Here is a 23,429-nt window from a genome sequence, read left to right on the forward strand (position 1 = left end):
GTAGACCGATGCGATGAAGCACCGCGCCATCACGATCCAGGGGCAGGATATTGTCGTCCGCGCCACTGGGTTGGGCGTTGCCATGCCGATTTAGCAATGCGATACACCGCCGCCAAATCCGCTAAGGGCGAGAGCCAAAACGCCCATTGGCCCTGAGCTTGGCTGAGATCATAGGCGGACAGAACAGCGGCCTGCATCCCCACCCGCATCAATAGCAAAACGCCATTCATCACCAGCAGCAGTTGCAACGCCAGCGACCATTCCCCTAGGTTCAGAAATTGGAGGCCCAACAGCAGCGGCGTCAGCAGCCACGGGAGACCTTGCACCAAGGCCAAAAAGGCCACATCCCACCAGGTTTGTTCTGGGGTGGCGGCGTCTTTGAGATCGAGGGATCGGCCCCATTCTTTCCAGGTTTCGGCAATGCCTTCGTACATCCGCACCTTCAGCAGGCGACTGCCATCCCAGAAGCCCACCTTGGCCCCCTGAAGCGCCGCATTGCGGGCGAGGGTGACGTCATCACAAAAGGACGACCGGGCAGAGGTGTAGCCGTCCAGAGACTCCAGCAGCGACCGCCGCACCATGAAGCATTGCCCGTTGGCCATCACCCGCTGGGGCTGGGCACCGCGATTGCCAGCGGGGCCAAAGCGGTAGATCAGGGTCATCAGCAGGGCGGGCTGGAGCCACAGTTCCCCAGGGGTTTTGAGGATGAATCGGGGCGCGAGGGACACCAGATCGTAGCCCTCCCGCTCCATGGTTTGTACTAGGGCGGCGATGAGTCCGGGCTGGGGCTGGGTGTCGGCGTCAATGCCCAAGACCCAGGTGCTGGCGGGGGAGGTTTGGCGAAAGCCGTAGTCCAAGGCCCAGGGCCGCCCCACCCATCCCGGCGGCAGTGGATCGTCGGTGAGTACCCGAATCCGAGGATCCTGTCGCTGGTAGGTGGCCACCACGTCGGGGGTGCCATCGGTGGAGCGGCTGTCCACCACCAGCACCTCCCGCAGCTCGTAGCCCTGGCGAGTGAGCCCTTCCATACAGGGGACAATGCGCTGGGCTTCGTTGAGGGTGGGCACCACCACGGAGACTGTCCCCAACTCCTTCAGCGTGGCGGAGTGGGGGGCCAAGGGCGGACGACGTAGGGGACCAGTGATTAGCCGCGACAGCAGCACCGCCACCATCGGCAGTTGAAGAACGAGGATTAGCAGAACCAGTCCGCTCAGCCAGGGAAAGGACGACAGCAACGAAGACAATAGACCAAACTCCTGGCAGATTTACTTGAGGGCCGCATTGGCCGGGGGTGCAACGGCGGGAGCGATAGTCGAGGCCCCATCGCTGTCGGCATCAATGGTGCCCTGGTTGGCAGTACGCCAGCAGAGAATGGCAGGAATCAGTCCCGTGATCAGCCCCATCGCAATAGGCACATAGAAGCCTGCACCCAAGCTCATCACCGTGGCAAAGGCAAAGTTGCCGATGTAGACAATCAGGGGCATCGTCACGGATTTGGGGGGTTCGGTGCCCACACCCAGGACGCGCCACAGACCCAAGCCCACGGACATAAAGACAACCCCAGTACCAAACCAGCCCGCAAAGTTTTGGTAAGGCATCCCAAAGAACGCACCAGGCTCATGCCAATACCAGAAGGGCAGGTCGGTTTGGCTCATGGCTGGGTCGAGTACAAAATCCCAGGAGGTGAGCAGCACAGAGCCCAGACAGATGGCCCCCAGGGTACGCAGCCAGCCGTAGCTGGATTCCGCTTGGGCCGATTGAGACCCCGTGGCCTTCAAGCCGCTGCGGGCCAGCAGGTAGGAGGACAGCCCCAGGTAAAACCAGGAAAGGGGAATGGTAAACGGCACCAGGCCCGCAATTTTGTAGCCCAAACCGTTCAGGTAGCTGTAGTGGCCGAAGGGAAAGCCCGTGCTGGTGCCCAGCAATTCGCTGGAGAGGGAGACGCCAATGGCCGCTGCGGCAAAGGCTAGCACCGCCTTCAGGCCCAGGGTGCGATAGCCGTAGAACGCCATCGCCAAGGTGCCCAGCAGAATGTAGCCGACGCCACCCCCGGCCATGCTCCAGCGGAACATGGTGTGTCCGGCGGGGAGGTAGTCGAGAATTCCAGGGTGCGGCACCACCCAGAGTAATCCGGCCAGCCCAAAGGCCATGGCCACCAAATGTCCGTATAGGCAATAGCGTTCAATCGTCAAAAGGCGTCTCATGGTGAATCTCAGATACCGCTTGCAGGATGGGAATGGAGCTGTTGGGGCAACGAACTCGGTGTGACCGACCATTTCTAGCGGTCAACGATAAGTTTGGGGCCAAAACCTGTAACCGACGATGACGTTGGGTCTAATGATGAAATCGTGCCTTAAATTATAAGTTTTGTAAACGGTTGCGGCCACGAACTCAGTCTAGAGCAATTTCCTGGATCACCCTTGGGCAAACCCCAGCGCTGGGCAAAATGCCTTTCCTGCCTTTGCGCTCATGGCTGTGGAAATCTAGAAAAACGGCTAAGATAGGCGGGTAAACTGGTCTCCTACGGTCTTGGCTATGGCCCGCATGATGACAACAGGCCCAATGCTTACGGTGCGGCCCTTGCAGTATCGAGATCTCGACGATCTCATGCAGTGGCACCCCGAAGATCTGGATGCCGGAGACGATAACCTTTCATCGTCGTCGGTGATGTCTTGGCTGGATCATCAGCGCCGCTGGTATGCCCCCCTCAAGCTGCTGAGCTGGATGCCCAGCCCGGTATCCCCGGCCTCGCTAACCTTTGTGGCCGAGCGGCAGGGGTGTTTGGTGGGGTTCATCCAGGTCATGCCCTTCAACCGCACCCGCAGCACCTGGCAGGTAGAACGAGTGGTCGTGAATCGGGCCGTAGCTGCCAAATTAATGATTACGGGCTACATGGATGTGGGGTCGCGGCTGTTGCGCCACTGCTTTGAGGCCGTGTGGGAGGCCCGCACCTGGATGTTAGAGGTGAACGTTAACCACAAGACGGCGCTCTCCCTCTATCGCTTCAACGGGTTTCAGCCCTTGGCTCAGACCACCTACTGGTCGCTGCCCTCGGAGGCCATCGCCACCCTGGCCCAGCGGGAGCCGGATTTACCCAACCTGCTGCCCGTCAGTAACGCCGATGCCCAGTTGCTTTATCAGTTGAATACGGCTTCCATGCCGCCCCTGGTGCGCCAGGTGTTTGACCACCAAATTCAAGACTTTAAAAGCGGCGTGGTGGGCACCGTCAATGCCACTATGGATCGACTGGTAAACAACCTCGAAACCGTCAGCGCCTACGTGTTTGAGCAGCAGCGCAAAGCCGCCATTGGTCAATTTCAGCTCACCATTTGCCGCGATGGTCGCCAGCCCCACACCGCTGACCTGACGGTGCATCCGGCCTACACCTGGCTCTACCCAGAGCTGATGATCCAGATGGCGAAGATTCTGCAACCCTTCCCGGCCCAGCCCCTCCACCTCACCTCGCGGGACTACCAGCCCGAGCGAGAGGAATGCCTCACCCAAATGGAGGCCGTGCCAGACTCTCACACGCTATTGATGTCTCGTTCCGTGTGGCACAAGGTGCGGGAGAGCAAGCCCATTTCCCTGGAGGGACTGCAACTGTCCGATGTCTTCACGGGGTTGCAACCCGCCAGCAAGCCCATCCCCGGACGCATGACCTGGGCCACCGAACTACCGCCTAAGCTGTCCCCCGACGCTGCCGACCCTCCCACCCCCCGACCCCAACCCACCGAGGGTGCCGAAGGCTAGGGAGACATATTGCCTTGAATCGGTCTTCAACTCTGCACGCTAACCCAGGCATTGCCGCCCTTGGTCTGGATATTGGCCGCAAACGCATCGGTGTGGCGGGGTGCGACCGCCTGGGGCTGATGGCATCGGGGCTAACCACCATCTATCGTCAGTCCTTTAATCAGGTTGTAGCGGAGTTGGCGGAACTGGTGCAGGAACGCCAAGCCGAGGTGTTGGTCATCGGTCTTCCCCTCACCGTGGCGGGGGAGGAAGGGGCTCAGGCCAAACAGGTGCGGCGCATGGCTACAGGGCTTTCTAAGGCCCTGAACCTGCCCGTGGTCTACATTGATGAGCGGTTTACCTCCCTGGAGGCCGAGGAGCTGATTCGGAACCAGGGAGGATCCGTCCAGGCGGATAAAGGTTTGGTGGATCGCAAGGCGGCGGCCCTAATTTTGCAGCGCTGGCTGGATGAACGGCCAAGGACGGAACAGGATGGGATATTCTGATAAGACCGTTTTTGAACGCCCTAGCTCCATTTTTCGCAATTTGTCCATCCAAACTATGTAGAGTAGCCTCCATGGCGGATGATACCCAAGCCTTTGACGATTCAGCCGTTGTCCTTACGGATGATGTAGGCCGCTTTTTACCTTGCCAGGTAGAGCAGCGCTTTGACCTCAACGGTCGCGAGTATTTACTGCTGTTGCCCATTGATTCTCCCATTGAAATCTTTGTGTGGCAGGAGGAAGACGACGATGATGATGGCGTGCTGATGGACATTGAGGACGAGGATATTGATCTCGTCTTTCCCACCGCCAAGGCCGTCCTCGCGGAGCATAATCTGACCCTTCAGCGCACCGCCATCACGCTCACCGCCGCTGGCGAGCTACCGGAGGCCGATGAAGAAAGCTGCCTCATCCTAGATCTCGATGACGTGGACGAAGCCGGAGAACCGATGACGGAGGAGTTTCAAGTTCTGGCGAACTGTTTCCACAACGAGCAGGAATACGTCCTCTGCACCCCTATGGAACCCCTGCTGATTTTTGCCTATCGCACCGCTGAGGGCACGTTGGCTATCGTTACCCCCGAGGAATTTCAGGCCATTCGCGGTAGCCTAGAGGAAAAGCTGTTTGACTTGGATGATGAGGAGTAACTCATTTCCGGGTCAGTGATGGCTTCGGTTGTTGATGACCTATGGCGTTGATGACGTATAGCAACGTAGTCCCAAGGCAATGACGAAAGGTTCTAAGTGGGCAAGGTGGGGATTTCTGGGCCTGGTGGTTCCCGTGGCCGCAGGGGTCGCGGCTTGGCAGGGCTGGGCCTGGTGGAGTTGGGCCACGAGCCCCGTGGTCGCAGACGCCACCGAGCAGAGCGCCGACCAAACCATCCAAATTCAAATTCCCCCCGGCACACCGGGGCAGCAAATTGGCCAAGACCTAGAGGCGGCGGGGTTGATTCGGTCGGCCCTGGCGTGGCGGTTGTGGTCTCGCTGGCAGGCCCGCCAGACTGACGGGGGATTTCAGGCGGGCACCTATGCCCTGGCTCCCACCAGTTCCATGACCAACATTGCCGAAGCCATTTGGACGGGGCAGGTGGTGCAGACCTCCTTCACCATCCCCGAAGGCTGGAATCTGCGCCAAATGGCCGCCTACTTTGAGCAGGAAGGCTTCTTCCCCGCTGCCGAGTTTATGGCTGTTACCGAGGAAATTCCCCGGGATCGGTTCCCCTGGTTGCCCGATGGGCTGCCTCACCTCGAAGGCTTCTTGTTCCCCAGCACCTATCGACTGCCCGCCGAGGGCATCACGGCTACCCAGGTGCGAGACATTATGCTCAAGCAGTTTGAAACCACGGCCCTGCCCCTCTACGACCCCAACGCCATCAGCCTATCTCTACTAGATTGGGTGACGCTCAGCAGCATCGTCGAAAAGGAATCCGTCGTCGAGGAAGAGCGCGGCACCATTGCCGGGGTGTTTACCAACCGCCTAGAGCAAAATATCCCCCTAGGGGCCGACCCCACCGTGGAATATGGTTTGGGCATTACCCAAACCCCCGAACAGCCCCTCACCTGGGCGCAGGTGGGTACGCCCTCCCCCTACAATACCTACATCAACCCTGGCTTGCCGCCCACCCCCATCGCCAGTCCGGGCGTAGCCAGTCTGGAGGCTGTTCTTAACCCAGAGGCCACGGACTATCTCTTTTTTGTCGCTCGCTACGACGGCACCCACGTCTTCAGCCGGACGCTGGCGGAGCACGAAGCCGCAACCAGAGCGATTCGTGCCACCTTCAACAACTAGGCGCAGGGAGGCAGAACCGATGGCAGTTGGGCCAGTCTACAGGGGATCGCACAGGGGCCATCATGCCCCCTCAGTAGCTTAGGGAAGAGGTTTTGGCGATGGTGTGGTCTAGCCTGGTGCAGCCTAATTTAGTGCTGGGGGGGAGTGTCTTTGATCTATCCCCCGACCTCCTACATCGCCACAACCTTAAAGGGGTGATTTTGGATGTGGACGATACCCTGGTGCCCCTGCGCCAGGTAGAAAGCGACCCTGACTTGATCGCCTGGATGACGGGCATCAAAGCGGTGGGGAAGGTTTGGCTCGTTAGCAACAACGTCAACGGCAGCCGCATTAAACGCATCGCCAACGCCCTAGAAGTTCCCTACCTCACCAGTGCCGGAAAGCCCTCCCGCCGCAAGCTGAAACAAGCCCTGGAGGCCATGGATCTGCCCCCGGAACAGGTGGCCATGGTGGGCGACAGGCTGCTCACCGATGTATTAGCAGGCAATCGTCTGGGGCTGTTTACCATTCTGGTCGATCCGATGCCCAATCTCGATCAGGATCAGCCCCGGTTTTCGCTGCTGCGTACCCTCGAAGTGGCGCTGCTGCGAGCCATGGGCATTTCCCTCAGCGCCCCACCGCCGCCGTCTCAGCCCTAACCTGAGGGGCCAACCGGGTCGTCTTGAAAGGGATGCAGGGTAGTGATTCCGGCGATTCCCCAGGGCTGTACCGTAGCCCCTGGGGGGATCAAGTATGTCGTTTTGCAACGGAATCCCAAGAACCCTAACGATGCCGGGGGAAACGTTAGGTTGGGAAACATAAAGAAAAGATTACGGATTCCTGCCCCGCCCCAATGTGCCGTGATAATTGAGAAAGATAAATAAAGGTCACACCAAATAAAGACCTTTCGGTTCAATATTTTCTTTAATAAACTCTTTTTGGGTGTCGGTTGCGTAGCGATTGGCACCCAAATTTTAATTTAAATCGCTGGACTGGCTGCCATCTCCATCGGCCCTGGCCGCAAGACAGACGAGTTAAAGGCGTAGTATCGAAAGGGAGATGCGCAAAAGGAATCTATGGCGGTGAGTGCGGCACAAACCTTGGTCGTCAAAATTGGGACATCCAGCTTGGCGGGGCCGGGGCTGGGGCAGTTTGCCCTGTCTACCCTAGCGAATTTGGTGGAAACTCTCTGTCTGCTGCGAAACCAGGGTCATCAGGTGGTGCTGGTCTCATCGGGGGCGGTGGGAATTGGCTGTCGGCGGTTGGATATGGCCGAGCGGCCCAAGACCCTGGCCATGAAGCAAGCGGTGGCGGCGGTGGGCCAAGGGCGGCTGATGCGGATCTACGACGACCTGTTTTCGGCCCTGAACCAGCCCATTGCCCAGGTGTTGCTCACCCGCAGCGACTTGGCCCAGCGTTCTCGCTACGTCAACAGCTACCGCACCTTTCGCCAACTGCTGGCTCTGGGGGTGATCCCCATCGTCAACGAAAACGACACCGTGGCGGTGGAGGAACTGAAGTTTGGCGACAATGACACCCTTTCCGCCCTGGTGGCCAGCCTGATTGGGGCTGATTGGCTGTTTATTCTCACCGATGTGGATCGGATCTATTCCGCCGATCCCCGCTCTAACCCCGATGCCCAACCCATTCCCCTGATTGAAGACCTCGATACCCTGAAGGCCCTGAAGGGAGCAGCAGGGGGCCAAGGCACCACCTGGGGCACGGGCGGCATGGTGACGAAGCTGGAAGCCGCCCAAATTGCCACCACCGCCGGGGTGCGGACGGTGATTACCAACGGCAAACAGCCGGGAAATCTGCTGCGGGTGTTGCAGGGCGAGGCTGTGGGCACCCAGATTATCCCTCAGCCCAAGCCCAGCCGGGGCCGCAAGCGATGGATTGCCGCCAGTTTGCCCCCCGCCGGACGGCTGCGGGTGGATGAGGGTGCCGCTAAGGCCATCCTAAAGCGGGGCAAGTCGCTGCTGGCAGCAGGCATTATCGAAGTGTCTGGAGAGTTTCAACCCCAGGAGGCGGTGCAGCTCTGCGCCCCCGATGGCGAAGAAATTGCGCGGGGCATTGTCAACTACAGTGATCAAGACCTCAAGCGGATCATGGGCCGACATTCCGACGACATTCCCGCCATTTTGGGCTATGTTGGGGCCGATACCGTCATCCACCGAGATAACCTGGTTGTCCTCAAGCCCTAGGACAATCTGCGCCTAGATTCACCTAGATTCGCTGAAATTAGCTTAATTTGGCTGCTCTCCCCAGCTTTGCCCCTCTCACACGCCCCCTATGAACGCCATGCCATCCGCTCCAAAATCTGGCTTTGGGTTAGCCATTGCCACCATCGTCGCCATTGTGGCCACCTTGGCCGTGAATACCCTCTCCAACCTGTACCCACCAGGGGGGCAAAACGTGGGGGAAATTTCCAACACCGTCCTCGCCGGAGTGCTGATTACCCCGGCTAACTACGCCTTCATTATTTGGGGCGTGATTTACCTGGGATTGCTGGCCTATGCGGTGTATCAGTTTCATCCAGAACGGCGCACCGATCCCCAGATTCAGCGGGTCAACCAAGGGCTCATTCTGGCCTGTGTAGCCCAGGTGATTTGGATTTTTCTCTTCACCTTCCAATGGTTTGCGGCGTCCATCCTGGCCATGCTGGTGATTTTGGCCTCGCTGATTCAGATCTACCGCACCCTTGATATTGGTCGCTCCCGCGCCTCCCGCCAGCGCCGTTGGATGGCCCACATTCCCTTTAGCCTCTACCTGGGCTGGATTGCCGTGGCCACCATCGTCAACATTGCCGCCAGCCTCTATGCCGCTGGGTGGGGGGGCTGGGGCATCTCCCCCGTGGCGTGGACGGTGGTGATGATGGTCGTGGCGATCCTTCTGGGGGCGGTCGTTCTCTGGCAGCGGCGGGATGTCACCTTCGCCCTCGTCTTTGTGTGGGCACTAGGGGCCATCGCCCAACGTCACTCAGATCAGGCCGCCCTGTGGATCGCCGCCCTGGGAGGAATGGTGCTATTGGGGCTGGGCAGTCTCTGGAGTTTGCGCTCCGCCCGTCTGGGCAACGCCTAGGGGCTGGGGTTATGGTTGCCGGATGGGTTATCCATGGAAAACCCACGCAATTTTCACACATAACTCACGACTTCCTCTCCATCATCCATTACCCATAGGAATACGCGCCTGGGAGAAACCCAATGGGATCACGACTCGCCGCCATTGCCACCGCCTTCGACAACGTCTATAGCGGCTGGATTTTGTGGAACTTGTTTTTGGCCTTTGTGCCGCTGCTGCTCAGTTTTTGGTTGTTTCGCCCCCGTACCATTCCCCGCCGCTGGCTTCAGGTGGCCCTCGGCGGAGTGGTATCCATCGGCGTCATTGGGCTTTGGGCCAGAAGACCCGGGGTCTTGATGGACTGGGGCCGCACCCTTGTAGATGCCCTCACCGGAGACGTCAGTGCCCTGCTGCGGCTGAGTTGGCTAGTGCTGGTGCTGGCGGTGGTGATCGGGCTGTGGCAGTGGGGGCTGAGCCCTAGGAAGACGCGCCGTCCTTGGCTGTGGTGGCTGGGATTTGTGGTCTTCATGGCCTTTTTGCCCAATGCCCCCTACGTCCTCACCGACATCATTCACCTGATTCGCGGCACCCGCAGCGACACTATTCCCGCCTGGGTGATTGCCCTCGTCTTTGTGCCTATCCACATCACAGCCATTGCCCTAGGGTTTGAAGCCTACGTGATTTCTATCCTCAACGTGGCCTACTACCTGAAACAGCAAGGAGCCAGGGCCTTCATTTTGCCCATGGAGCTAACCATCCACGCCCTCTGCGCCGTTGGCATTTACCTGGGCCGATTCATCCGCTTCAATAGCTGGGACTTAGTGACGGATCCCCTCGACGTGCTCACCGACACCCTGAATATCCTCACCTCCCGGCGACCGCTGGCCGTCGTGATCGTCACCTTTGGGGTTTTGACCGTGCTCTACTGGCTAATGAAGCAAATCACCCTCGGCCTCAAACTACGCATCCACTACGCCCGTCAAGGCATGGATGCCCTCGACTAGGATTTTGGATCAAGGGCAACCGTCCTAGCCCAAACTGTCCTAGCCCAAAACCTGATTGACTGACCAAACTGGCTAAAACCCACATCTGTCAAAGGGTCAGGAGACCTGACCCCTACATGAACCCAGGACTGTAGGGGCGCAGTTTTCGCGCCCGCCGCAGAATCTTTTGTCAGTCAATCAGGCCCAAAACTGCCCTGGCACAAAAAAGCCAGGAGTTTCCCCCTGGCGAATAATCGTTTAAGTTGCTTAGCCGTTGATCGGCTATCCCGTCATAGGAGACACCTACAACAAGCTTGTTTAGCCCCCAGCCACAGCGGGGACAATGCTGACTTCGTCACCATCGTTCAGGACAGTTTCTTTGCCGTCCAAGAACCGAATATCTTCGCTGTTGACGTAGAAATTTACAAAGCGGCGCAGCTCACCGGAATCGTCGCAGAGGCGGGCTTTGATGCCGGGATAGGTGCTGTCTAGAGCATCCATCAGTTCCACAATGTTGCCGCCTGTACATTCGATGGTGGCTTCATTGTTGGTGAACTTTTGCAGCGGGGTGGGAATCAGAACTTTAATGGCCATGTCACTAAACTAAATTGAGCAAACTTGAATCAACAAAAATGAACCTGTAGGGGAAGCATCCCACTGGTACAGGCTTAGCCCTCATCCCCTGTCCCCTTCTCCCAAACTGAAAGAAGGGGGGCGATTTCAAAGTCCCTCTCCCCACGGGAGAGGGATTTAGGGTGTAGCTTGCTTCCCGTAGGGTGGGCTTCCGAGGGCTTAGACCAGCACTTGCTGCCACTCCAGGCGATCCAGGGTGCGAGCCCGCTCCAGTGCCCGCTCGAAGCTGTCGAGCTTGGGTTCGATGGTGAGGGGTTCGCCAATGTAGCCCTGAACGGCTTCCTGGGTCTTGAGGCCGTTTCCGGTGATGTAGGCCACGGTGCACTCGTCGGGATTGATTTTGCCAGCTTCGGCCAGCTTCTTCAGCACGGCGATGGTGGTGCCGCCAGCGGTTTCGGTGAAGATGCCTTCGGTTTCCGCCAGCAACTTCATCCCTTCTACGATTTCCGCATCGGTCACAGATTCGATGTTCCCGTTGGTTTTGCGGGCAATGTCGAGGGCGTAGATGCCGTCAGCGGGGTTGCCGATGGCGATGGATTTAGCGATGGTGCTGGGCTTCACCGGAGAAACGAAGTCGCGACCGTCCCGGAAGGCTTGGGCGATGGGGGAGCAACCTTCGGCCTGGGCACCGCTGAAGCGGACATCCTTGCCTTCTACCAAGCCGACCTTGGTGAACTCTTGGAAGCCCTTGTAGATTTTGGTGAACAGGGAGCCAGAGGCCAGGGGAGCCACCACATGGTCGGGCAAGCGCCAGCCCAGTTGTTCCGCCACCTCAAAGCCGAGGGTCTTGGAGCCTTCGGAATAGTAGGGGCGCAGGTTGATATTGACGAAGCCCCAGCCGTAGGAGTTGGCCACCTCGGAGCAGAGGCGGTTGACTTGGTCGTAGTTACCGTGGACGGCCATCACCGTGGGGCCGTAGATCAGGGTACCCAGGACTTTGCCCGCTTCCAGGTCGGAGGGGATGAACACGCAGCAGTCGAGACCCGCGTGGGCGGCGATGGCGGCGGTGGAGTTGGCCAGGTTTCCGGTGCTGGCGCAGGAGACTGTGGTAAAGCCCAGTTCGCGGGCACGGGTCAATGCCACAGAGACCACCCGATCCTTGAAGCTGAGGGTGGGCATGTTGACGGCGTCGTTTTTAATGTAAAGCTCTTTCAGGCCCAGGCGACGCGCCAGACGGTTGGCCCGCACCAGGGGGGTCATCCCGGTGCCCACGTCGATCACATCATCGGTGCTGACAGGCAGAAACTCTTTGTAGCGCCAGATCGACAGAGGGCCAGCCTGAATGCTGCTGCGAGACACCCGCTGACGAATGGCGTCGTAGTCGTAGGCGACTTCCAGGGGGCCAAAGCACACATCTTCGCAAACGTGCTTAGCGGTGGCTTCATACATTTCGCCGCACTCGCGACACTTCAGCCCGGTGAAGGTGGGGGCGTGGGTCTTGGCGGACTGGGTGACAAGGCGTTCGAGGGACTGCGTCATGGGAATAGAAACCTGTAACTGCAACAACTTAAACGATGGAAACGCCTGGGGAATGGGTTACTCAGACCTTCATTGCGTTTCGTTGAGCGAACTGTAGCACGACCACCAAATCGTTACCAACTATACCCGACCAAAAAAGTCGGATATCCCTGAAACCCTTGTGTTAAGGCTGGTTGAGATAGGTTGACCGGGTGTTTTTCAGAGGATATTCTGCCTTGAGGCGCAAAAAAAAGTTGAAAATTTTGTGGCTTTGGCTGCAAAAAATAGCTGGCGAGGGCCAAAAAGTAATCCACTATACAAACGCGTCCCAGGTAGTTAAGGTTAAGTGTTCTAAAGTCATGGAACGCTTGCATTACTCTGTGCCCCATGCTAGAAGGGCTGTCCATCCATTGACGTCGCAGCATCCCTCGATTTCTAGGTGGACAAGGATTTGAAGAGTCCTGGGATCCCAGGAATAGCTGAAGTTTCCGTGATGGCCTTAGCAAAACGTTATGGTAGTGACCCAAGATAAACCGCTTGCCAATGTCTTTCGCCAGCTTTCGGGCGGGGCTTTCCCTCCAGTCGTAGAGTCTTACGAGCGCGGCAAAACGATTTTCTTCCCTGGAGATCCGGCGGAGCGGGTATACTTTCTGCTGAAAGGAGCCGTCAAGCTATCGCGGGTCTACGAAGCGGGTGAAGAAATTACCGTGGCCCTGCTGCGGGAAAACAGCGTATTCGGCGTCCTCTCCCTGATTACCGGAAACCGCTCCGACCGCTTCTACCATTCCGTCGCCTTCACCCCGGTTGAGCTGCTATCGGTGCCCATCGAACAGGTGGAGCAAGCCCTAGAGGAAAACCCCGAACTGGCCATGGTGATGCTGCGAGGGCTGTCCTCCCGCATCCTGCAAACGGAAATGATGATCGAAACCCTGGCCCATCGGGATATGGGATCTCGCCTGGTCAGCTTTTTGCTGATTCTCTGCCGCGACTTTGGCGTGCCCAGCCAAGACGGCATCACCATCGACCTCAAACTCTCTCACCAGGCCATCGCCGAAGCCATCGGCTCCACCCGCGTCACCGTCACCCGCCTGCTGGGGGATCTACGCCAGGAAGGGATGATTTCCATCTACAAAAAGAAAATCACCGTCCACGACCCTGTGAATCTCAGCCAGCAGTTTACCTAGGTCGGTCGTCTATTCAAAGATCAGTATCAGTAAATGAACCTTGGCTGTTTTGGGTCAGGGCTGACTGCGCTTAGACTGATAGTGAGCGTTTAGCCGTTAGGCCAGTGCTATGTTGACTAATAATTCTAAGTCGCAGCCCTCCCGGCGTTCCGATAGCCCCGATCTCGCGCTAAAGGCCATCGCTTACAGCCTTGACTGCCTAATTCCTGGGTTTTATCTGTGGCTGGGGCCAATTAAGCTGCGTCTGGGCGGCAGCTTGCCAGAAAAAGACGATCCCGGCATTATTCACAGCAAAGCTGGTGTTGCAGTTGTTTTGCCGGGGTATCGCCTTTTCAGCACCTATCAGGGCACCTATGACCCTTGATGGTGCTAGTTCCTCAGTGGTGCATTGCTCCGCGAATGCACTCTACCAAACTTGATTCCATCCTCCTATTACCGTAGGGTGGGCATTGCCCACCGTTAATCCTGCCGTTATGGCTGGGCTTGTGGGTGTTGGGTTGTGCGTTGTGGCCCCTAACCTACGGGCTTTGTGTGAGGGGGGAACTGTGCGGGGTAAGTTATGCGGGGAAAGCTAATTGTATTTGAGGGGGTGGAGGGCTGCGGCAAGTCTACCCAGCTTCAGCAGTTGCGGGAAAGTTTGGCGCAGAGTGCGGCTTTTCAAGCGCTACAAAACCAGGGGATTATCCCCGAATTACTGACGACCCGCGAACCCGGTGGCACAGACCTAGGGATAGGGCTGCGGCGGCTCTTGTTGGAAGATTATGGGGAGGTGGCCATTGCTCCACGGGCGGAACTGTTGCTCTACGCCGCCGACCGGGCGCAGCATATCGAAGAAATGATTCTGCCCACGCTGGAGGCCGGAAGTTGGGTGTTGTGTGATCGCTTCACCGATTCCACCGTGGCCTACCAGGGCTATGGTCGGGGGTTAGATTTGGGGCTGATTCAGGAACTCAATCAGGTAGCGACGGCGGGATTGGTGCCAGATTTGACGATTTGGCTGAAGCTCGATGTGGAGCAGGGACTCGCCAGGGCGCAGCGGCGGGGGGCGCAGGATCGCATGGAGCAGGCGGAATTGGCCTTCCATCAACGGGTGCAGCAGGGGTTTGAAACCCTGGCCCAGCAATTTCCAGACCAACGGGCTACCATTGACGGGGCACAGTCTGCCGATGCGGTGGCGGCGGCGATTCATACCGTGGTTCAGGACTATTTGGCGGAATGGTACAAGCCCTTTTTGGCGATTTAGTCGGTCAAGAAACGGCCATTGCTCTGCTGGCGAGGGCGGTGGATCAGCGGCGGGTGGCTCCGGCCTACCTGTTTGCGGGGCCAAATGGCGTGGGGCGGCGGCTAGCAGCGGAACGCTTTGCCGAAGTGCTGTTTGCCCCCGATTCCAACCTACTGACAGGCCCAGATCCCACCCCCAACCAACGCCGCCGCATTGCCCAGCGCAACCACCCCGACCTGCTTTGGGTGGAGCCCACCTATCTGCACCAGGGCAACCTGGTCTCCGCCTCTGCCGCCGCCGAACAGGGCATTACCCGCAAAAGTGCGCCCCAAATTCGCCTAGAGCAGGTGCGGCAAATTGCCCAATTCCTCAGCCGTCCGCCGCTGGAATCGCCCCGCTGTGTGGTGGTGCTGGAATCCGCCGAAACCATGGCCGAAGGTGCTGCCAACGGGCTGCTGAAAACCCTGGAAGAACCGGGACAGGCCACGATTATCCTGCTGGCCCCTGGCCCCCAAGCCCTGCTGCCCACCCTGGTGTCTCGCTGCCAAACCATTCCCTTTCAGCGGTTAAACGGGGACGACTTGACCACGGTGCTGCAACGGGTGGGCCAAACCGAAGTTCTCAACCAGCCCCAGGTGCTGGCCATGGCCCAGGGCAGTCCCGGACAGGCCATTGCCGCCTATGAGCAATTACAAGCCATCCCCACCGAACTCCTGCAAGCTCTGCACCAGCCCCCCCGCAGTCTCCGTGCCGCCCTCGACCAGGGCCGTCAAGTGGCCAAAACCCTGGATACCGAGTCTCAACTGTGGCTGCTGGATTATCTGCTGAACTGGTATTGGCAAACCTATCCCGTAGAAAGCGCCCAGTGGTTGCCCCACTTGGAAAAGGCCAAGGGCTACCTGCGCCGTTTCGTGCAGCCCCGCCTGGTGTGGGAAGTCATGTTTATGGAACTCGCCAATCTAGGCCACTAGCCTGCCTTTTAAGCTCACAACAACTCCCGATGAAAAACCGTTATAAACATAGAGAGGCTTTGGGGAATTAGGGATGAATATTTATCGGCTGCGAGCCTTTCGGGACAACTACATTTTTGTGCTCCACGATCCCAACACCCGTCAATCGGCGGTGGTCGATCCAGGGGATGCGGCTCCCGTTTTGCACTGGTTGGATCAGCATGGCGCAAATCTCATCGCCATTTTCAACACCCACCATCACAGCGATCATGTGGGTGGAAATCAGCGGTTACTCAGCCGTTTTCCAGAGGCCAAAGTCTATGGCGGTGCTGAGGATCGGGGCCGAATCCCAGGGCAAACGGTCTTTTTGCAGGAAGGGGATCGGGTTTCCTTGGGAGATCGCACCGGAGAGGTTATCTTTGTCCCTGGCCACACCCGTGCCCATATCGCCTACTACTTCCCTCCAAATCGGGGTGAAGATTGGGGCGAGTTATTCTGTGGAGATACCCTATTTGCCGGGGGCTGCGGGCGTTTGTTTGAAGGCACCCCCGCCCAAATGGTCGATTCCCTCACCAAATTACGCCAACTGCCCGACACCACACGGGTCTGGTGCGCCCACGAATACACCCTCAATAATTTACGCTTTGCCATCACTGTAGACGCCCACAATTCCGCACTTAGTCAGCGCTTGCGGCAGGTAGAAATTTCTCGCCAACAAGATCAGGAAACCGTACCTTCAGAACTGGGATTAGAAAAGCAAACCAATCCCTTTTTGCGGTGGGATGATCCGGCTATTCGAGCCGCCGTGGAGGGCCAAGATGCTGCCCAAACCTTTGCTCGTTTGCGCGGCAAAAAAGATTTATTTTAGCCACCATAGAATGTTGGCTCGCGTGTAATACTAAATCTGGCTCGTTTGCCCCCGGTATCATTAGCGGGCGAGGAGACCTCACCCCTACCGTTGGCGGGGTTAGGAATCGGGGGGTACTAACTCGAATTAGGCATAAAGTACTCTGGCTAAGGGATGACAAACTTCAGTGGCAAGAAAATCAACTCTTCACTGATTTAGCCATCCATGCTGCTAATTTCCACGGGCTTTTCCCAGCCAATCAGCACAATGCACCCCTCTGGGCTGGCCACCTGATGCTGGCTACCGGGGGGATTAATGGTGAGCGTTCCCGCCGAATAGCGCCCGTGATCATCCTCCTGAGCCCCCCACAGGACGAGGATATGCTCAAACCCTGGATGACGATGGCGGGGCACCGAAGCTCCTGGCTGATAGCGCAATAGGGCCAGTTGGGCCGGGGTATCTTGCCCTTGGCAGAGGGGGTAAATTTCCACCCCAGGCCGGAAGGGTTGCCAGGGTAGCTGGTCTTGGTGCTGGCCGATATTAAACAAGTCTGCAAGGATGGTCTGGCTGGGAATCATAGGGCTGGGTTCCTAAAGGACGGGCTCGTTGCCTGGGATGATCTGGATTATAGGGACAGGGTTGGGCGAGGGGATGGACAGGGCCACTGGCAGACGGATTGGAAGGACAGCCTGGAAGATAGGCTGAAAGGATGATTGGCGGCGGATGAGGCACCTAATCCACCGCAGCAAAGGGGTAAGATAAACGGGTTAGGCGGGGCATCCCATGCCGTTTAGGAACCTTGGTGTTCGTAGGCGTGGTTAGTCTGAGCGAGTCGGCAAAATAGGTTAATGGCAACACTACACATTGGTTGGTTTCCGCAGGCACAGCAGTTTTTCCTTTGGGGGGAAGCCTGGAAGCCATTGCCCCAGGAGGGGTTTGCCGCCTGGGAACAGGTACACCTCCACCCCTACGCCATCGACCAAGCCGAACTCAATGCGCTGTTGACCCGGCTCCAGCAGGCCATCCTTGGCAAAGGCGAAGGGACGCTATTGCCTGCGGCCCTTACCGCTGGGGGCACCCGCCGCAAAGCCATGACCAGCAGCGGAAAACGCACCGCCAAATCAACGCGCAAGGGTTCTGAACCCAGTTGGGGGCAGTGCGTCCTGCATTTGCCGTCGCATTTAGATATTCCTAGCCAAACCGATACCGATAATCAGGGCAGCCACAGCCAGACCGATCACGACCTCGACAATCCGGCTGTATATAGCGCCATTCACCCCATTCATTCCGCCTATGGAGGGGCAGAGGATCCTGATAATGGGCCTAGTGACGGGGCTGAGATTCCGGCGGTGAAGGTGCTGCACCCGTGGCAACTTCAGGGCTGGTGGCTGTCGGCCTCCGATGCCTTGCCGCTGCTCTTGGCGCTGCCTTTGGGACAGGGGGTGGAACTGGGGGCCGATACTCTTGGGGCCGATACCCGCTTTTGGGGGCACATCGCCCGCTGGGGGCTGAGTTTGCTGGCGCGGGGCAAGGTACTGCCGACGATTGAACTCACTAGCCAAACCCTAGCGGCGGGCTGGCGACCGTTGTTTGACAGTGCTGCCGATCAGGAGCGCCTGCGGAATTTTTCCCACACCATACCTGCGTTGTGCCGAAGTTATTTGGCCCTGGGCAAGGCGGAACCCAGCCTTAGTTGCATGGCCCCATGGACGGCACCCCAGGAACTTTTGGTTAGCCTGCTAACGGCCCAGGTGGATCATCAGATGCGCCAAGCGGCCCAGGAGCAACCCCTCAGCCTCAGCAACCTGGGTCAAGAACTGCCCCTCCAGCCCTGGCTTCAGGCGTTGACGCAGGCCCGCAATACCCTAGAAGCGCCCCCGGTGGCGGCGAAGCGGCTCCAGGAAGCCCTCACCACCTGGACAACTCCCCTACAAACCCTGGCGGCGGATCCGGCCTACCAGTTTCGGCTGCGGCTGGTGTTGCAGCCTCCGGATACCCTAGAAAATCCCTGGGAACTGCGCTACCACCTGCAATCCGTGGCGGTGCCCGACTGGCAACCCAGCGCCGAATACATCTGGCAGCATCCCGTGGCGGAACTGCGGCACCAGGGGGCGATCCTGCAAGATCCCCAGGAAACCCTGCTGGCTGGCCTAGGCCGCGCCGCCCGATTTTATGACCCCATCCGCGACAGCCTACACCAGCCCCATCCCACCCACTGCACCCTCGACCCGATCCAGGCGTACCAGTTCATCAAAGCCTCGGCCTGGGTACTCCAGGACAACGGCGTGGAGGTGGCCTTTCCCCCCGGTTTGGCCCCTTCGATGGATGACACCCGCAGCCGTTTGGGGCTGAAAGTCCAGGCGGAAGTACCCCCCAGCCAGCAGCGGCAGCGCTTGGGCCTCAAGAGTCTGCTGAATTTCAAGTGGGAACTGTCCCTGGCCGGGGAAACCCTCAGCGCCAAGGAGTTCCAGCAGCTCATTCGCCAAGGGTCGCCCCTGGTGGAAATTAACGGCAAATGGGTAGAACTGCGGCCCCAGGATGTGAAGGCGGCTCAGCGATTTTTGGAGGGCCAGAAAACGGCGGCTCCCCTGTCGGTGGAGGATGCCCTGCGGATCAGCACCGGGGACACGCAACTGATCGACAAGCTGCCCGTCGTCAGCTTCGAGGCATCGGGATCTCTACAACAACTGATCGACACCCTGACCACCGGGAACCAAACCCTGGCGGAAATGGCGGAACCGCCGGGATTCAAGGGCAAACTGCGTCCCTACCAAGCCCGTGGCGTCTCCTGGCTGGCCTTTTTGGAACAGTGGGGTCTGGGGGCCTGCCTTGCGGACGACATGGGTTTGGGCAAAACCATCCAACTGATCGCCTTTTTGCTGCACCTGCAAGCCAACGACTGGCTAGAGTCTCCGGTGCTGCTGGTGTGCCCCACCTCGGTGCTGGGCAACTGGGCCAAGGAGGTGCAGCGCTTTGCCCCCAAGCTCAAAACCCTGGTCTACCACGGCGACAAACGCCCCAAGGGCAGCACCTTCGCCAAACTTGCCACCACCAAGTCCCTGGTTATCACCAGCTATGCCCTGATGCATCGCGACCTCAAATCCCTGCAAGCGGTGGACTGGCAGTGCCTGGTGCTGGATGAGGCCCAGAACATCAAAAACGCCGAGGCCAAACAGTCCAAGGCCGTCCGCCAGATCGAGGCCCAGTTTCGCATTGCCCTGACCGGAACCCCGGTGGAAAACCGCCTGACCGAGCTGTGGTCGATTATGGATTTCCTCAATCCGGGCTATTTGGGGCCAAAAAACTTCTTCCAGCGTCGCTTTGCCACCCCCATCGAGCGTTACGGCGATGTGGCCTCCCTCAAGACCCTGAAATCCCTGGTGCAGCCCTTCATTCTGCGCCGCCTGAAGACCGACCGTACCATCATCCAAGACTTGCCCGAAAAGCAGGAAATGACCGTCTTCTGCGGCCTCTCCGCCGAACAGGCCAACCTCTACCAACAAACCGTCGATGCCGCCCTGGCCAGTATCGACGACACTAGCGGCGTGCAGCGCAAGGGGCAAATCCTGGCTCTGCTAACCCGGCTCAAACAAATCTGCAACCACCCGGCCCTATTTTTGCAGGAATCCGGCCTGGGCCTGAAGGGTCGCTCTGTGAAGCTGCAACGGCTGGATGAAATGGTGGAAGAACTCGTCGCCGCCGGAGATCGCGCCCTGATTTTCACCCAGTTTGCCGAGTGGGGCAAACTGCTGCAAAAGCATTTCAACTCCCACCTGGGCCACGAATCGCTGTTCCTCTACGGCAGCACCAGCCAAACCCAGCGCTCGGCCATGGTAGACCGCTTCCAAAATGACCCCGCCGCCCCCCGCCTGTTCATCCTCTCCCTCAAGGCCGGAGGGGTGGGCCTCAACCTCACCCGCGCCAACCACGTTTTCCACTTCGACCGCTGGTGGAACCCCGCCGTAGAAAACCAAGCCACCGACCGCGCCTTCCGCATTGGCCAAACTCGCAATGTGCAAGTCCATAAGTTCGTCTGCTCCGGCACCCTAGAGGAACGCATCCACGAGATGATCGAAAGCAAGAAAGCTCTCTCGGAGCAGGTGGTCAGCGCTGGCGAAAACTGGCTGACGGAACTCGACACCGACCAACTGAGAACGTTGCTATTATTAGATCGCGGTGCGGTGATTGATGAGGGGGATTAGATTACTCGATAGATTACGACGCATTGAGAGTTACTCTAGCTAGTTAACTAACTGAATCTCAAGGGTCAAGTCGTAAATCGTTAAGTTTGCTAATAGAAAATCTAAGATAGAAGAATCACTCATGGCACTCAACGATTTTAGATCTGTATTTTTCCCTTACTGCTTAGAAAAGCAACCTGACGGACGATATGTAGTCCTCAACAGAGAATATAAACCACTTGGCTTCAAGACTAGAAAATATATCACCTATGAAGAATATCCCATTTGTGTTGAGCTGAAAGGGCTAGGGCCAGCAAGAGCAGAAAAGCTATCTTGTCACGGTGATCCCAACATGGATGTGATTTATCTATACGATGATAGTTGTGTGCCAACAAAGAGTGCTGAACACATGAATAACTATCTTGAGCGACTAAAGATATTGGCCAAGTTAAAAGTCCAGTAAGTAGGATGGGCATTGTCCACTACCTAACTCTATTAAATCTATGCCCTTAGCTATCGCCCTTGAATCTGCGACCATAGAAACCGACTCCCATAGCCAGGAACAGTCTATGTTGTCACCAGAACTCAAAGCACAAGTCCTTAGCTTGCCGCCCGATGATCGGCTTACGCTGATTGCTGTAATTGTTGAATCCCTCAAAAATAGGACGATTACTCAATCTGACCGCTCTAGCACTATTCAACGGATGAGGGGATTGTTAAAAACCGATCAGCCTGCACCAACTGACGAAGAAGTGGCAGCAATGCTAGAAGAGCGGAGAGTAACAAACGCATTTTAGCAAGTAGCTGCACCACTGCTAACTACACCTACACAGTGAAAATCATCTGCGCTATCAAATCATCCTTATCTCTACTAAAGTCATTTATTTGGAGTAATCGTAATGGTTTCAATAGAACTGATTTCGACCTTAAGAGAGCTAAGTCGTTCAGATAAATTCTATATCATGCAACTGCTAATCTCAGAACTTGCCCAGCAGGAAACCGACCTGATTCAGCCAGATCAAGCTTATCCCGTGTGGTCGCCCTATGATGCAGACGAAGCCGCAGATACGATGTTAAAAGCTTTACAATCTGCCAAAGCTCAAAACCATGGTTAATACTGAGCGATATCCATTTCTTTCCGGCGACCCAGCATTAGGAGAAGCGAGTTTTCGCCCATATTTGCCCTTCACCCTAGAGTATAAAGAGAAGACCATCACTTCAACGGGGCTACTCGATACTGGGGCCAGCGTAAACGTACTGCCCTATTCACTAGGAATCGACCTTGGCTACGAGTGGGAAAGACAAACCACAGCCCTAAGTTTGACAGGAAATTTAGCCCAGTATGAGGCGCGTGTCGTCATCGGTCAAGTAACCGTTGGACAGTTTGAGCCCGTACAACTCGTATTCGCCTGGACACAAGCCACCAACGTGCCACTTATCCTAGGACAGGTCAATTTCTTTATGGAATTCGATGTTTGTTTCTACCGTTCGCAGCTAGAGTTTGCCGTTAGTCCAAAATCTTCTGCCGCATCGTAAGCTCATTATCCTGATTAAATCCATGCCCCTAGCCATTGCCCTTGAACCCGCGCCCATAGAAACCGATCCCCAAGGGGTTGTACGAGTCGCCAAAACTCGCGTCACCCTGGATACCGTTGTAACGGCTTTCCTTGAAGGATGCACCCCAGAGGCAATCGGAGAGCAGTACCCATCCTTACCAATTTCAGATATTTACCTTGTCATCGGTTACTACCTCAGACATCGAGATGAGGTACATACTTACCTTGCAGAACGCCAACAGCGGGCCGAATTAATCCAACAAGAAGCTGAGCAACGTTTTAGCCCTGAGGGCATACGTGCTCGACTCCTAGCTAGGCGAAATGCGGCTAGGTAGCCAAGATGATTAAATTCCTGGCTGACGAAAATTTTAATAACCAGATTGTACGTGGGATTCTTCGCCAAGCTCCCGCCATTGATATTGTTCGCGTTCAGGATGTTAATCTCTCTGGAGTAGATGATCCTACGGTTTTGGCTTGGGCTGCTGACGCAGGACGCATTGTTCTAACCCACGATGTTGCTACGATGATGACCTTTGCCTACCAACGTATTCAAGATGGATTATCCATGCCTGGATTATTTGAAGTGAGTCGTCGTGTTCCAATAGGTTTGGCCATAGAAGAGATTATCTTAATCGCTGAATGTAGTCTCGATGACGAGTGGGAAGGCCAAGTTAGGTTTCTTCCTTTGCGATAGATAAGAATCACAATTCCTGAAAACTTTGAGTTATGAAAACCTTCACAGCAATTATCGAACGAGACACCGACACCAACCTCTACGTTGGCTATGTTCCAGGCTTCCCTGGCGCACACTCCCAAGGAGAGACCCTAGCCGAATTACACGAAAATCTGCGCGAAGTCATCGAAATGCTTTTGGAAGATGAGGAAATAGCGCACAATTACGTTTAGAACGATATGGCCATGCAAGATCGTCAAGTAATAAATACACAAATTCCCATCGACTACGAGAAAATTTCTGAATTTTGCCAGCGCTGGAACATTACCGAGCTAGCACTATTTGGCTCTGTCCTACGCGATGATTTTCAGCCAGAAAATAGCGACATTGACGTACTGGTCTCCTTTACCCAGGATGCCCACTGGACACTGTTTGATTTAGTAGACATGGAAGAAGATATTCAAGCCATCTTTCAACGAAAAGTCGATTTGGTCAGTCGTCGCGGTATTGAACGTAGTCAAAACCATCTCCGCCGCCAAGCCATCCTTACCTCAGCCAAAGTTATCTATGCTGCCGCGTGAACTCGATTATCTACAAGATATGCTGAATGCAGCAAGGCTAGCCCAAGACTTTGTAGCTGGGATCGATTGGCAAACCTTTGAGCTTGATTTAATGCGCTAAGC

General features: G+C 56.9%; 27 protein-coding genes. 22 read left to right on the plus strand and 5 right to left on the minus strand.

Going from position 1 to position 23,429, the window contains the following annotated elements; translation table 11 throughout:
- Nucleotides 1–29: 29 nt before the first annotated feature.
- Together cruG and cruF are read right to left on the minus strand one after the other, a co-directional pair.
- Entirely contained in the window at nt 30–1,244 is a 1,215-nt protein-coding gene (cruG, locus tag GFS31_RS16880; RefSeq protein WP_263974860.1) for a 2'-O-glycosyltransferase CruG, read from the minus strand.
- Between the two features lie 21 nt (nt 1,245–1,265).
- Entirely contained in the window at nt 1,266–2,204 is a 939-nt protein-coding gene (gene cruF / locus GFS31_RS16885; RefSeq protein ID WP_198805923.1) for a gamma-carotene 1'-hydroxylase CruF, read from the minus strand.
- Between the two features lie 331 nt (nt 2,205–2,535).
- Between cruF and GFS31_RS16890 the strand changes: the two genes are divergently transcribed.
- The 8 genes from GFS31_RS16890 (at nt 2,536) to GFS31_RS16925 (ending at nt 10,063) form a co-directional block, all read left to right on the plus strand.
- Entirely contained in the window at nt 2,536–3,750 is a 1,215-nt protein-coding gene (locus tag GFS31_RS16890) for a GNAT family N-acetyltransferase (RefSeq protein ID WP_198805924.1), read from the plus strand.
- A gap of 14 nt (nt 3,751–3,764) precedes the next feature.
- Nucleotides 3,765–4,235, plus strand: a complete 471-nt coding sequence (gene ruvX / locus GFS31_RS16895) for a Holliday junction resolvase RuvX (protein WP_225907471.1) — start codon at nt 3,765–3,767, stop codon at nt 4,233–4,235.
- Nucleotides 4,236–4,306: 71 nt separating this feature from the next.
- Entirely contained in the window at nt 4,307–4,879 is a 573-nt protein-coding gene (locus GFS31_RS16900) for a DUF3727 domain-containing protein (protein WP_198805925.1), read from the plus strand.
- Nucleotides 4,880–4,958: 79 nt separating this feature from the next.
- Nucleotides 4,959–6,020 (plus strand): endolytic transglycosylase MltG, encoded by a 1,062-nt coding sequence (mltG, locus tag GFS31_RS16905; RefSeq protein WP_198805926.1) that lies wholly within the window; start codon nt 4,959–4,961, stop codon nt 6,018–6,020.
- Between the two features lie 98 nt (nt 6,021–6,118).
- Complete coding sequence (locus GFS31_RS16910) at nt 6,119–6,658, plus strand: YqeG family HAD IIIA-type phosphatase (RefSeq protein ID WP_198805927.1); 540 nt, start codon at nt 6,119–6,121, stop codon at nt 6,656–6,658.
- A gap of 417 nt (nt 6,659–7,075) precedes the next feature.
- Complete coding sequence (gene proB / locus GFS31_RS16915) at nt 7,076–8,203, plus strand: glutamate 5-kinase (protein WP_198805928.1); 1,128 nt, start codon at nt 7,076–7,078, stop codon at nt 8,201–8,203.
- 97 nt (nt 8,204–8,300) lie between these two features.
- Nucleotides 8,301–9,080 (plus strand): tryptophan-rich sensory protein, encoded by a 780-nt coding sequence (locus tag GFS31_RS16920; RefSeq protein WP_225907472.1) that lies wholly within the window; start codon nt 8,301–8,303, stop codon nt 9,078–9,080.
- A 122-nt stretch (nt 9,081–9,202) separates the two neighbouring features.
- Nucleotides 9,203–10,063 carry a DUF1361 domain-containing protein gene (locus GFS31_RS16925; RefSeq protein ID WP_198805929.1) on the plus strand — a complete coding sequence of 287 codons (861 nt, stop codon included), beginning with the start codon at nt 9,203–9,205 and terminating at the stop codon, nt 10,061–10,063.
- Nucleotides 10,064–10,360: 297 nt separating this feature from the next.
- On the opposite strand, the gene GFS31_RS16930 is transcribed toward GFS31_RS16925, so the two are convergent.
- Nucleotides 10,361–10,636: a MoaD/ThiS family protein gene (locus tag GFS31_RS16930; protein WP_198805930.1), complete on the minus strand. Its 276-nt coding sequence runs from the start codon at nt 10,634–10,636 to the stop codon at nt 10,361–10,363.
- Nucleotides 10,637–10,834: 198 nt separating this feature from the next.
- A complete protein-coding gene (gene thrC, locus GFS31_RS16935) occupies nt 10,835–12,154 on the minus strand; it encodes a threonine synthase (RefSeq protein ID WP_198805931.1) in 1,320 nt (439 codons plus the stop codon).
- A gap of 491 nt (nt 12,155–12,645) precedes the next feature.
- Between thrC and ntcA the strand changes: the two genes are divergently transcribed.
- From ntcA to gloB, 5 genes are all read left to right on the plus strand, one after another.
- Nucleotides 12,646–13,317 carry a global nitrogen regulator NtcA gene (gene ntcA, locus GFS31_RS16940; RefSeq protein WP_190500291.1) on the plus strand — a complete coding sequence of 224 codons (672 nt, stop codon included), beginning with the start codon at nt 12,646–12,648 and terminating at the stop codon, nt 13,315–13,317.
- A 109-nt stretch (nt 13,318–13,426) separates the two neighbouring features.
- Nucleotides 13,427–13,681 carry a hypothetical protein gene (locus tag GFS31_RS16945; protein WP_198805932.1) on the plus strand — a complete coding sequence of 85 codons (255 nt, stop codon included), beginning with the start codon at nt 13,427–13,429 and terminating at the stop codon, nt 13,679–13,681.
- A gap of 195 nt (nt 13,682–13,876) precedes the next feature.
- Nucleotides 13,877–14,560 (plus strand): dTMP kinase, encoded by a 684-nt coding sequence (tmk, locus tag GFS31_RS16950; RefSeq protein WP_198805933.1) that lies wholly within the window; start codon nt 13,877–13,879, stop codon nt 14,558–14,560.
- The gene (gene holB, locus GFS31_RS16955) at nt 14,533–15,510 is read left to right on the plus strand and encodes a DNA polymerase III subunit delta' (RefSeq protein WP_198805934.1); all 978 of its coding nucleotides are present in this window, start codon (nt 14,533–14,535) and stop codon (nt 15,508–15,510) included. Before tmk ends, holB begins: the two co-directional genes overlap by 28 nt.
- A 73-nt stretch (nt 15,511–15,583) precedes the next feature.
- A complete protein-coding gene (gloB, locus tag GFS31_RS16960) occupies nt 15,584–16,357 on the plus strand; it encodes a hydroxyacylglutathione hydrolase (protein WP_198805935.1) in 774 nt (257 codons plus the stop codon).
- A gap of 194 nt (nt 16,358–16,551) precedes the next feature.
- On the opposite strand, the gene GFS31_RS16965 is transcribed toward gloB, so the two are convergent.
- Nucleotides 16,552–16,914 (minus strand): cupin domain-containing protein, encoded by a 363-nt coding sequence (locus GFS31_RS16965; RefSeq protein WP_198805936.1) that lies wholly within the window; start codon nt 16,912–16,914, stop codon nt 16,552–16,554.
- Nucleotides 16,915–17,184: 270 nt separating this feature from the next.
- On the opposite strand from GFS31_RS16965, the gene GFS31_RS16970 reads away from it, so the two are divergent.
- The 9 genes from GFS31_RS16970 (at nt 17,185) to GFS31_RS17010 (ending at nt 23,327) form a co-directional block, all read left to right on the plus strand.
- On the plus strand, nt 17,185–20,538 hold the full coding sequence (locus GFS31_RS16970; RefSeq protein WP_198805937.1) for a DEAD/DEAH box helicase: 3,354 nt from the start codon (nt 17,185–17,187) through the stop codon (nt 20,536–20,538).
- 121 nt (nt 20,539–20,659) lie between these two features.
- Nucleotides 20,660–20,980 (plus strand): hypothetical protein, encoded by a 321-nt coding sequence (locus tag GFS31_RS16975; RefSeq protein WP_198805938.1) that lies wholly within the window; start codon nt 20,660–20,662, stop codon nt 20,978–20,980.
- A 40-nt stretch (nt 20,981–21,020) separates the two neighbouring features.
- The gene (locus GFS31_RS16980) at nt 21,021–21,314 is read left to right on the plus strand and encodes a hypothetical protein (protein ID WP_263974861.1); all 294 of its coding nucleotides are present in this window, start codon (nt 21,021–21,023) and stop codon (nt 21,312–21,314) included.
- A gap of 102 nt (nt 21,315–21,416) precedes the next feature.
- Complete coding sequence (locus GFS31_RS16985; protein ID WP_198805939.1) at nt 21,417–21,632, plus strand: hypothetical protein; 216 nt, start codon at nt 21,417–21,419, stop codon at nt 21,630–21,632.
- The gene (locus GFS31_RS16990) at nt 21,625–22,053 is read left to right on the plus strand and encodes an aspartyl protease family protein (RefSeq protein ID WP_198805940.1); all 429 of its coding nucleotides are present in this window, start codon (nt 21,625–21,627) and stop codon (nt 22,051–22,053) included. Before GFS31_RS16985 ends, GFS31_RS16990 begins: the two co-directional genes overlap by 8 nt.
- A gap of 22 nt (nt 22,054–22,075) precedes the next feature.
- Nucleotides 22,076–22,408, plus strand: coding sequence for a DUF433 domain-containing protein (locus GFS31_RS16995; protein WP_198805941.1), 333 nt, complete (start codon nt 22,076–22,078; stop codon nt 22,406–22,408).
- Between the two features lie 5 nt (nt 22,409–22,413).
- Nucleotides 22,414–22,767, plus strand: coding sequence for a DUF5615 family PIN-like protein (locus tag GFS31_RS17000; RefSeq protein WP_198805942.1), 354 nt, complete (start codon nt 22,414–22,416; stop codon nt 22,765–22,767).
- Nucleotides 22,768–22,799: 32 nt separating this feature from the next.
- Nucleotides 22,800–22,979, plus strand: coding sequence for a type II toxin-antitoxin system HicB family antitoxin (locus GFS31_RS17005; protein ID WP_198805943.1), 180 nt, complete (start codon nt 22,800–22,802; stop codon nt 22,977–22,979).
- Nucleotides 22,980–22,991: 12 nt separating this feature from the next.
- Nucleotides 22,992–23,327 carry a nucleotidyltransferase family protein gene (locus tag GFS31_RS17010; protein ID WP_198805944.1) on the plus strand — a complete coding sequence of 112 codons (336 nt, stop codon included), beginning with the start codon at nt 22,992–22,994 and terminating at the stop codon, nt 23,325–23,327.
- The last annotated feature ends 102 nt before the right edge of the window (nt 23,328–23,429 follow it).

Origin of the sequence: Leptolyngbya sp. BL0902 (genome assembly GCF_016403105.1) — a bacterium.
Classification (GTDB): Bacteria; Cyanobacteriota; Cyanobacteriia; order Phormidesmidales; family Phormidesmidaceae; genus Nodosilinea.

Bases quoted from the DNA above. Each gene is read 5' to 3' on its own strand.
- proB (WP_198805928.1), top strand. From the start codon at position 7,076: ATGGCGGTGAGTGCGGCACAAACCTTGGTCGTCAAAATTGGGACATCC.
- GFS31_RS16925 (WP_198805929.1), top strand. From the start codon at position 9,203: ATGGGATCACGACTCGCCGCCATTGCCACCGCCTTCGACAACGTCTAT.
- GFS31_RS16900 (WP_198805925.1), top strand. From the start codon at position 4,307: ATGGCGGATGATACCCAAGCCTTTGACGATTCAGCCGTTGTCCTTACG.
- GFS31_RS16965 (WP_198805936.1), bottom strand. From the start codon at position 16,914: ATGATTCCCAGCCAGACCATCCTTGCAGACTTGTTTAATATCGGCCAG.
- ntcA (WP_190500291.1), top strand. From the start codon at position 12,646: ATGGTAGTGACCCAAGATAAACCGCTTGCCAATGTCTTTCGCCAGCTT.
- tmk (WP_198805933.1), top strand. From the start codon at position 13,877: ATGCGGGGAAAGCTAATTGTATTTGAGGGGGTGGAGGGCTGCGGCAAG.
- GFS31_RS16890 (WP_198805924.1), top strand. From the start codon at position 2,536: ATGGCCCGCATGATGACAACAGGCCCAATGCTTACGGTGCGGCCCTTG.
- GFS31_RS17005 (WP_198805943.1), top strand. From the start codon at position 22,800: ATGAAAACCTTCACAGCAATTATCGAACGAGACACCGACACCAACCTC.
- GFS31_RS16920 (WP_225907472.1), top strand. From the start codon at position 8,301: ATGCCATCCGCTCCAAAATCTGGCTTTGGGTTAGCCATTGCCACCATC.
- GFS31_RS16995 (WP_198805941.1), top strand. From the start codon at position 22,076: ATGCCCCTAGCCATTGCCCTTGAACCCGCGCCCATAGAAACCGATCCC.
- GFS31_RS16930 (WP_198805930.1), bottom strand. From the start codon at position 10,636: ATGGCCATTAAAGTTCTGATTCCCACCCCGCTGCAAAAGTTCACCAAC.
- GFS31_RS17000 (WP_198805942.1), top strand. From the start codon at position 22,414: ATGATTAAATTCCTGGCTGACGAAAATTTTAATAACCAGATTGTACGT.
- thrC (WP_198805931.1), bottom strand. From the start codon at position 12,154: ATGACGCAGTCCCTCGAACGCCTTGTCACCCAGTCCGCCAAGACCCAC.
- GFS31_RS16945 (WP_198805932.1), top strand. From the start codon at position 13,427: ATGTTGACTAATAATTCTAAGTCGCAGCCCTCCCGGCGTTCCGATAGC.
- GFS31_RS16970 (WP_198805937.1), top strand. From the start codon at position 17,185: ATGGCAACACTACACATTGGTTGGTTTCCGCAGGCACAGCAGTTTTTC.
- GFS31_RS16990 (WP_198805940.1), top strand. From the start codon at position 21,625: ATGGTTAATACTGAGCGATATCCATTTCTTTCCGGCGACCCAGCATTA.
- mltG (WP_198805926.1), top strand. From the start codon at position 4,959: ATGACGAAAGGTTCTAAGTGGGCAAGGTGGGGATTTCTGGGCCTGGTG.
- GFS31_RS16980 (WP_263974861.1), top strand. From the start codon at position 21,021: ATGCCCTTAGCTATCGCCCTTGAATCTGCGACCATAGAAACCGACTCC.
- GFS31_RS16910 (WP_198805927.1), top strand. From the start codon at position 6,119: ATGGTGTGGTCTAGCCTGGTGCAGCCTAATTTAGTGCTGGGGGGGAGT.
- cruF (WP_198805923.1), bottom strand. From the start codon at position 2,204: ATGAGACGCCTTTTGACGATTGAACGCTATTGCCTATACGGACATTTG.
- GFS31_RS17010 (WP_198805944.1), top strand. From the start codon at position 22,992: ATGCAAGATCGTCAAGTAATAAATACACAAATTCCCATCGACTACGAG.
- GFS31_RS16985 (WP_198805939.1), top strand. From the start codon at position 21,417: ATGGTTTCAATAGAACTGATTTCGACCTTAAGAGAGCTAAGTCGTTCA.
- holB (WP_198805934.1), top strand. From the start codon at position 14,533: ATGGTACAAGCCCTTTTTGGCGATTTAGTCGGTCAAGAAACGGCCATT.
- GFS31_RS16975 (WP_198805938.1), top strand. From the start codon at position 20,660: ATGGCACTCAACGATTTTAGATCTGTATTTTTCCCTTACTGCTTAGAA.
- gloB (WP_198805935.1), top strand. From the start codon at position 15,584: ATGAATATTTATCGGCTGCGAGCCTTTCGGGACAACTACATTTTTGTG.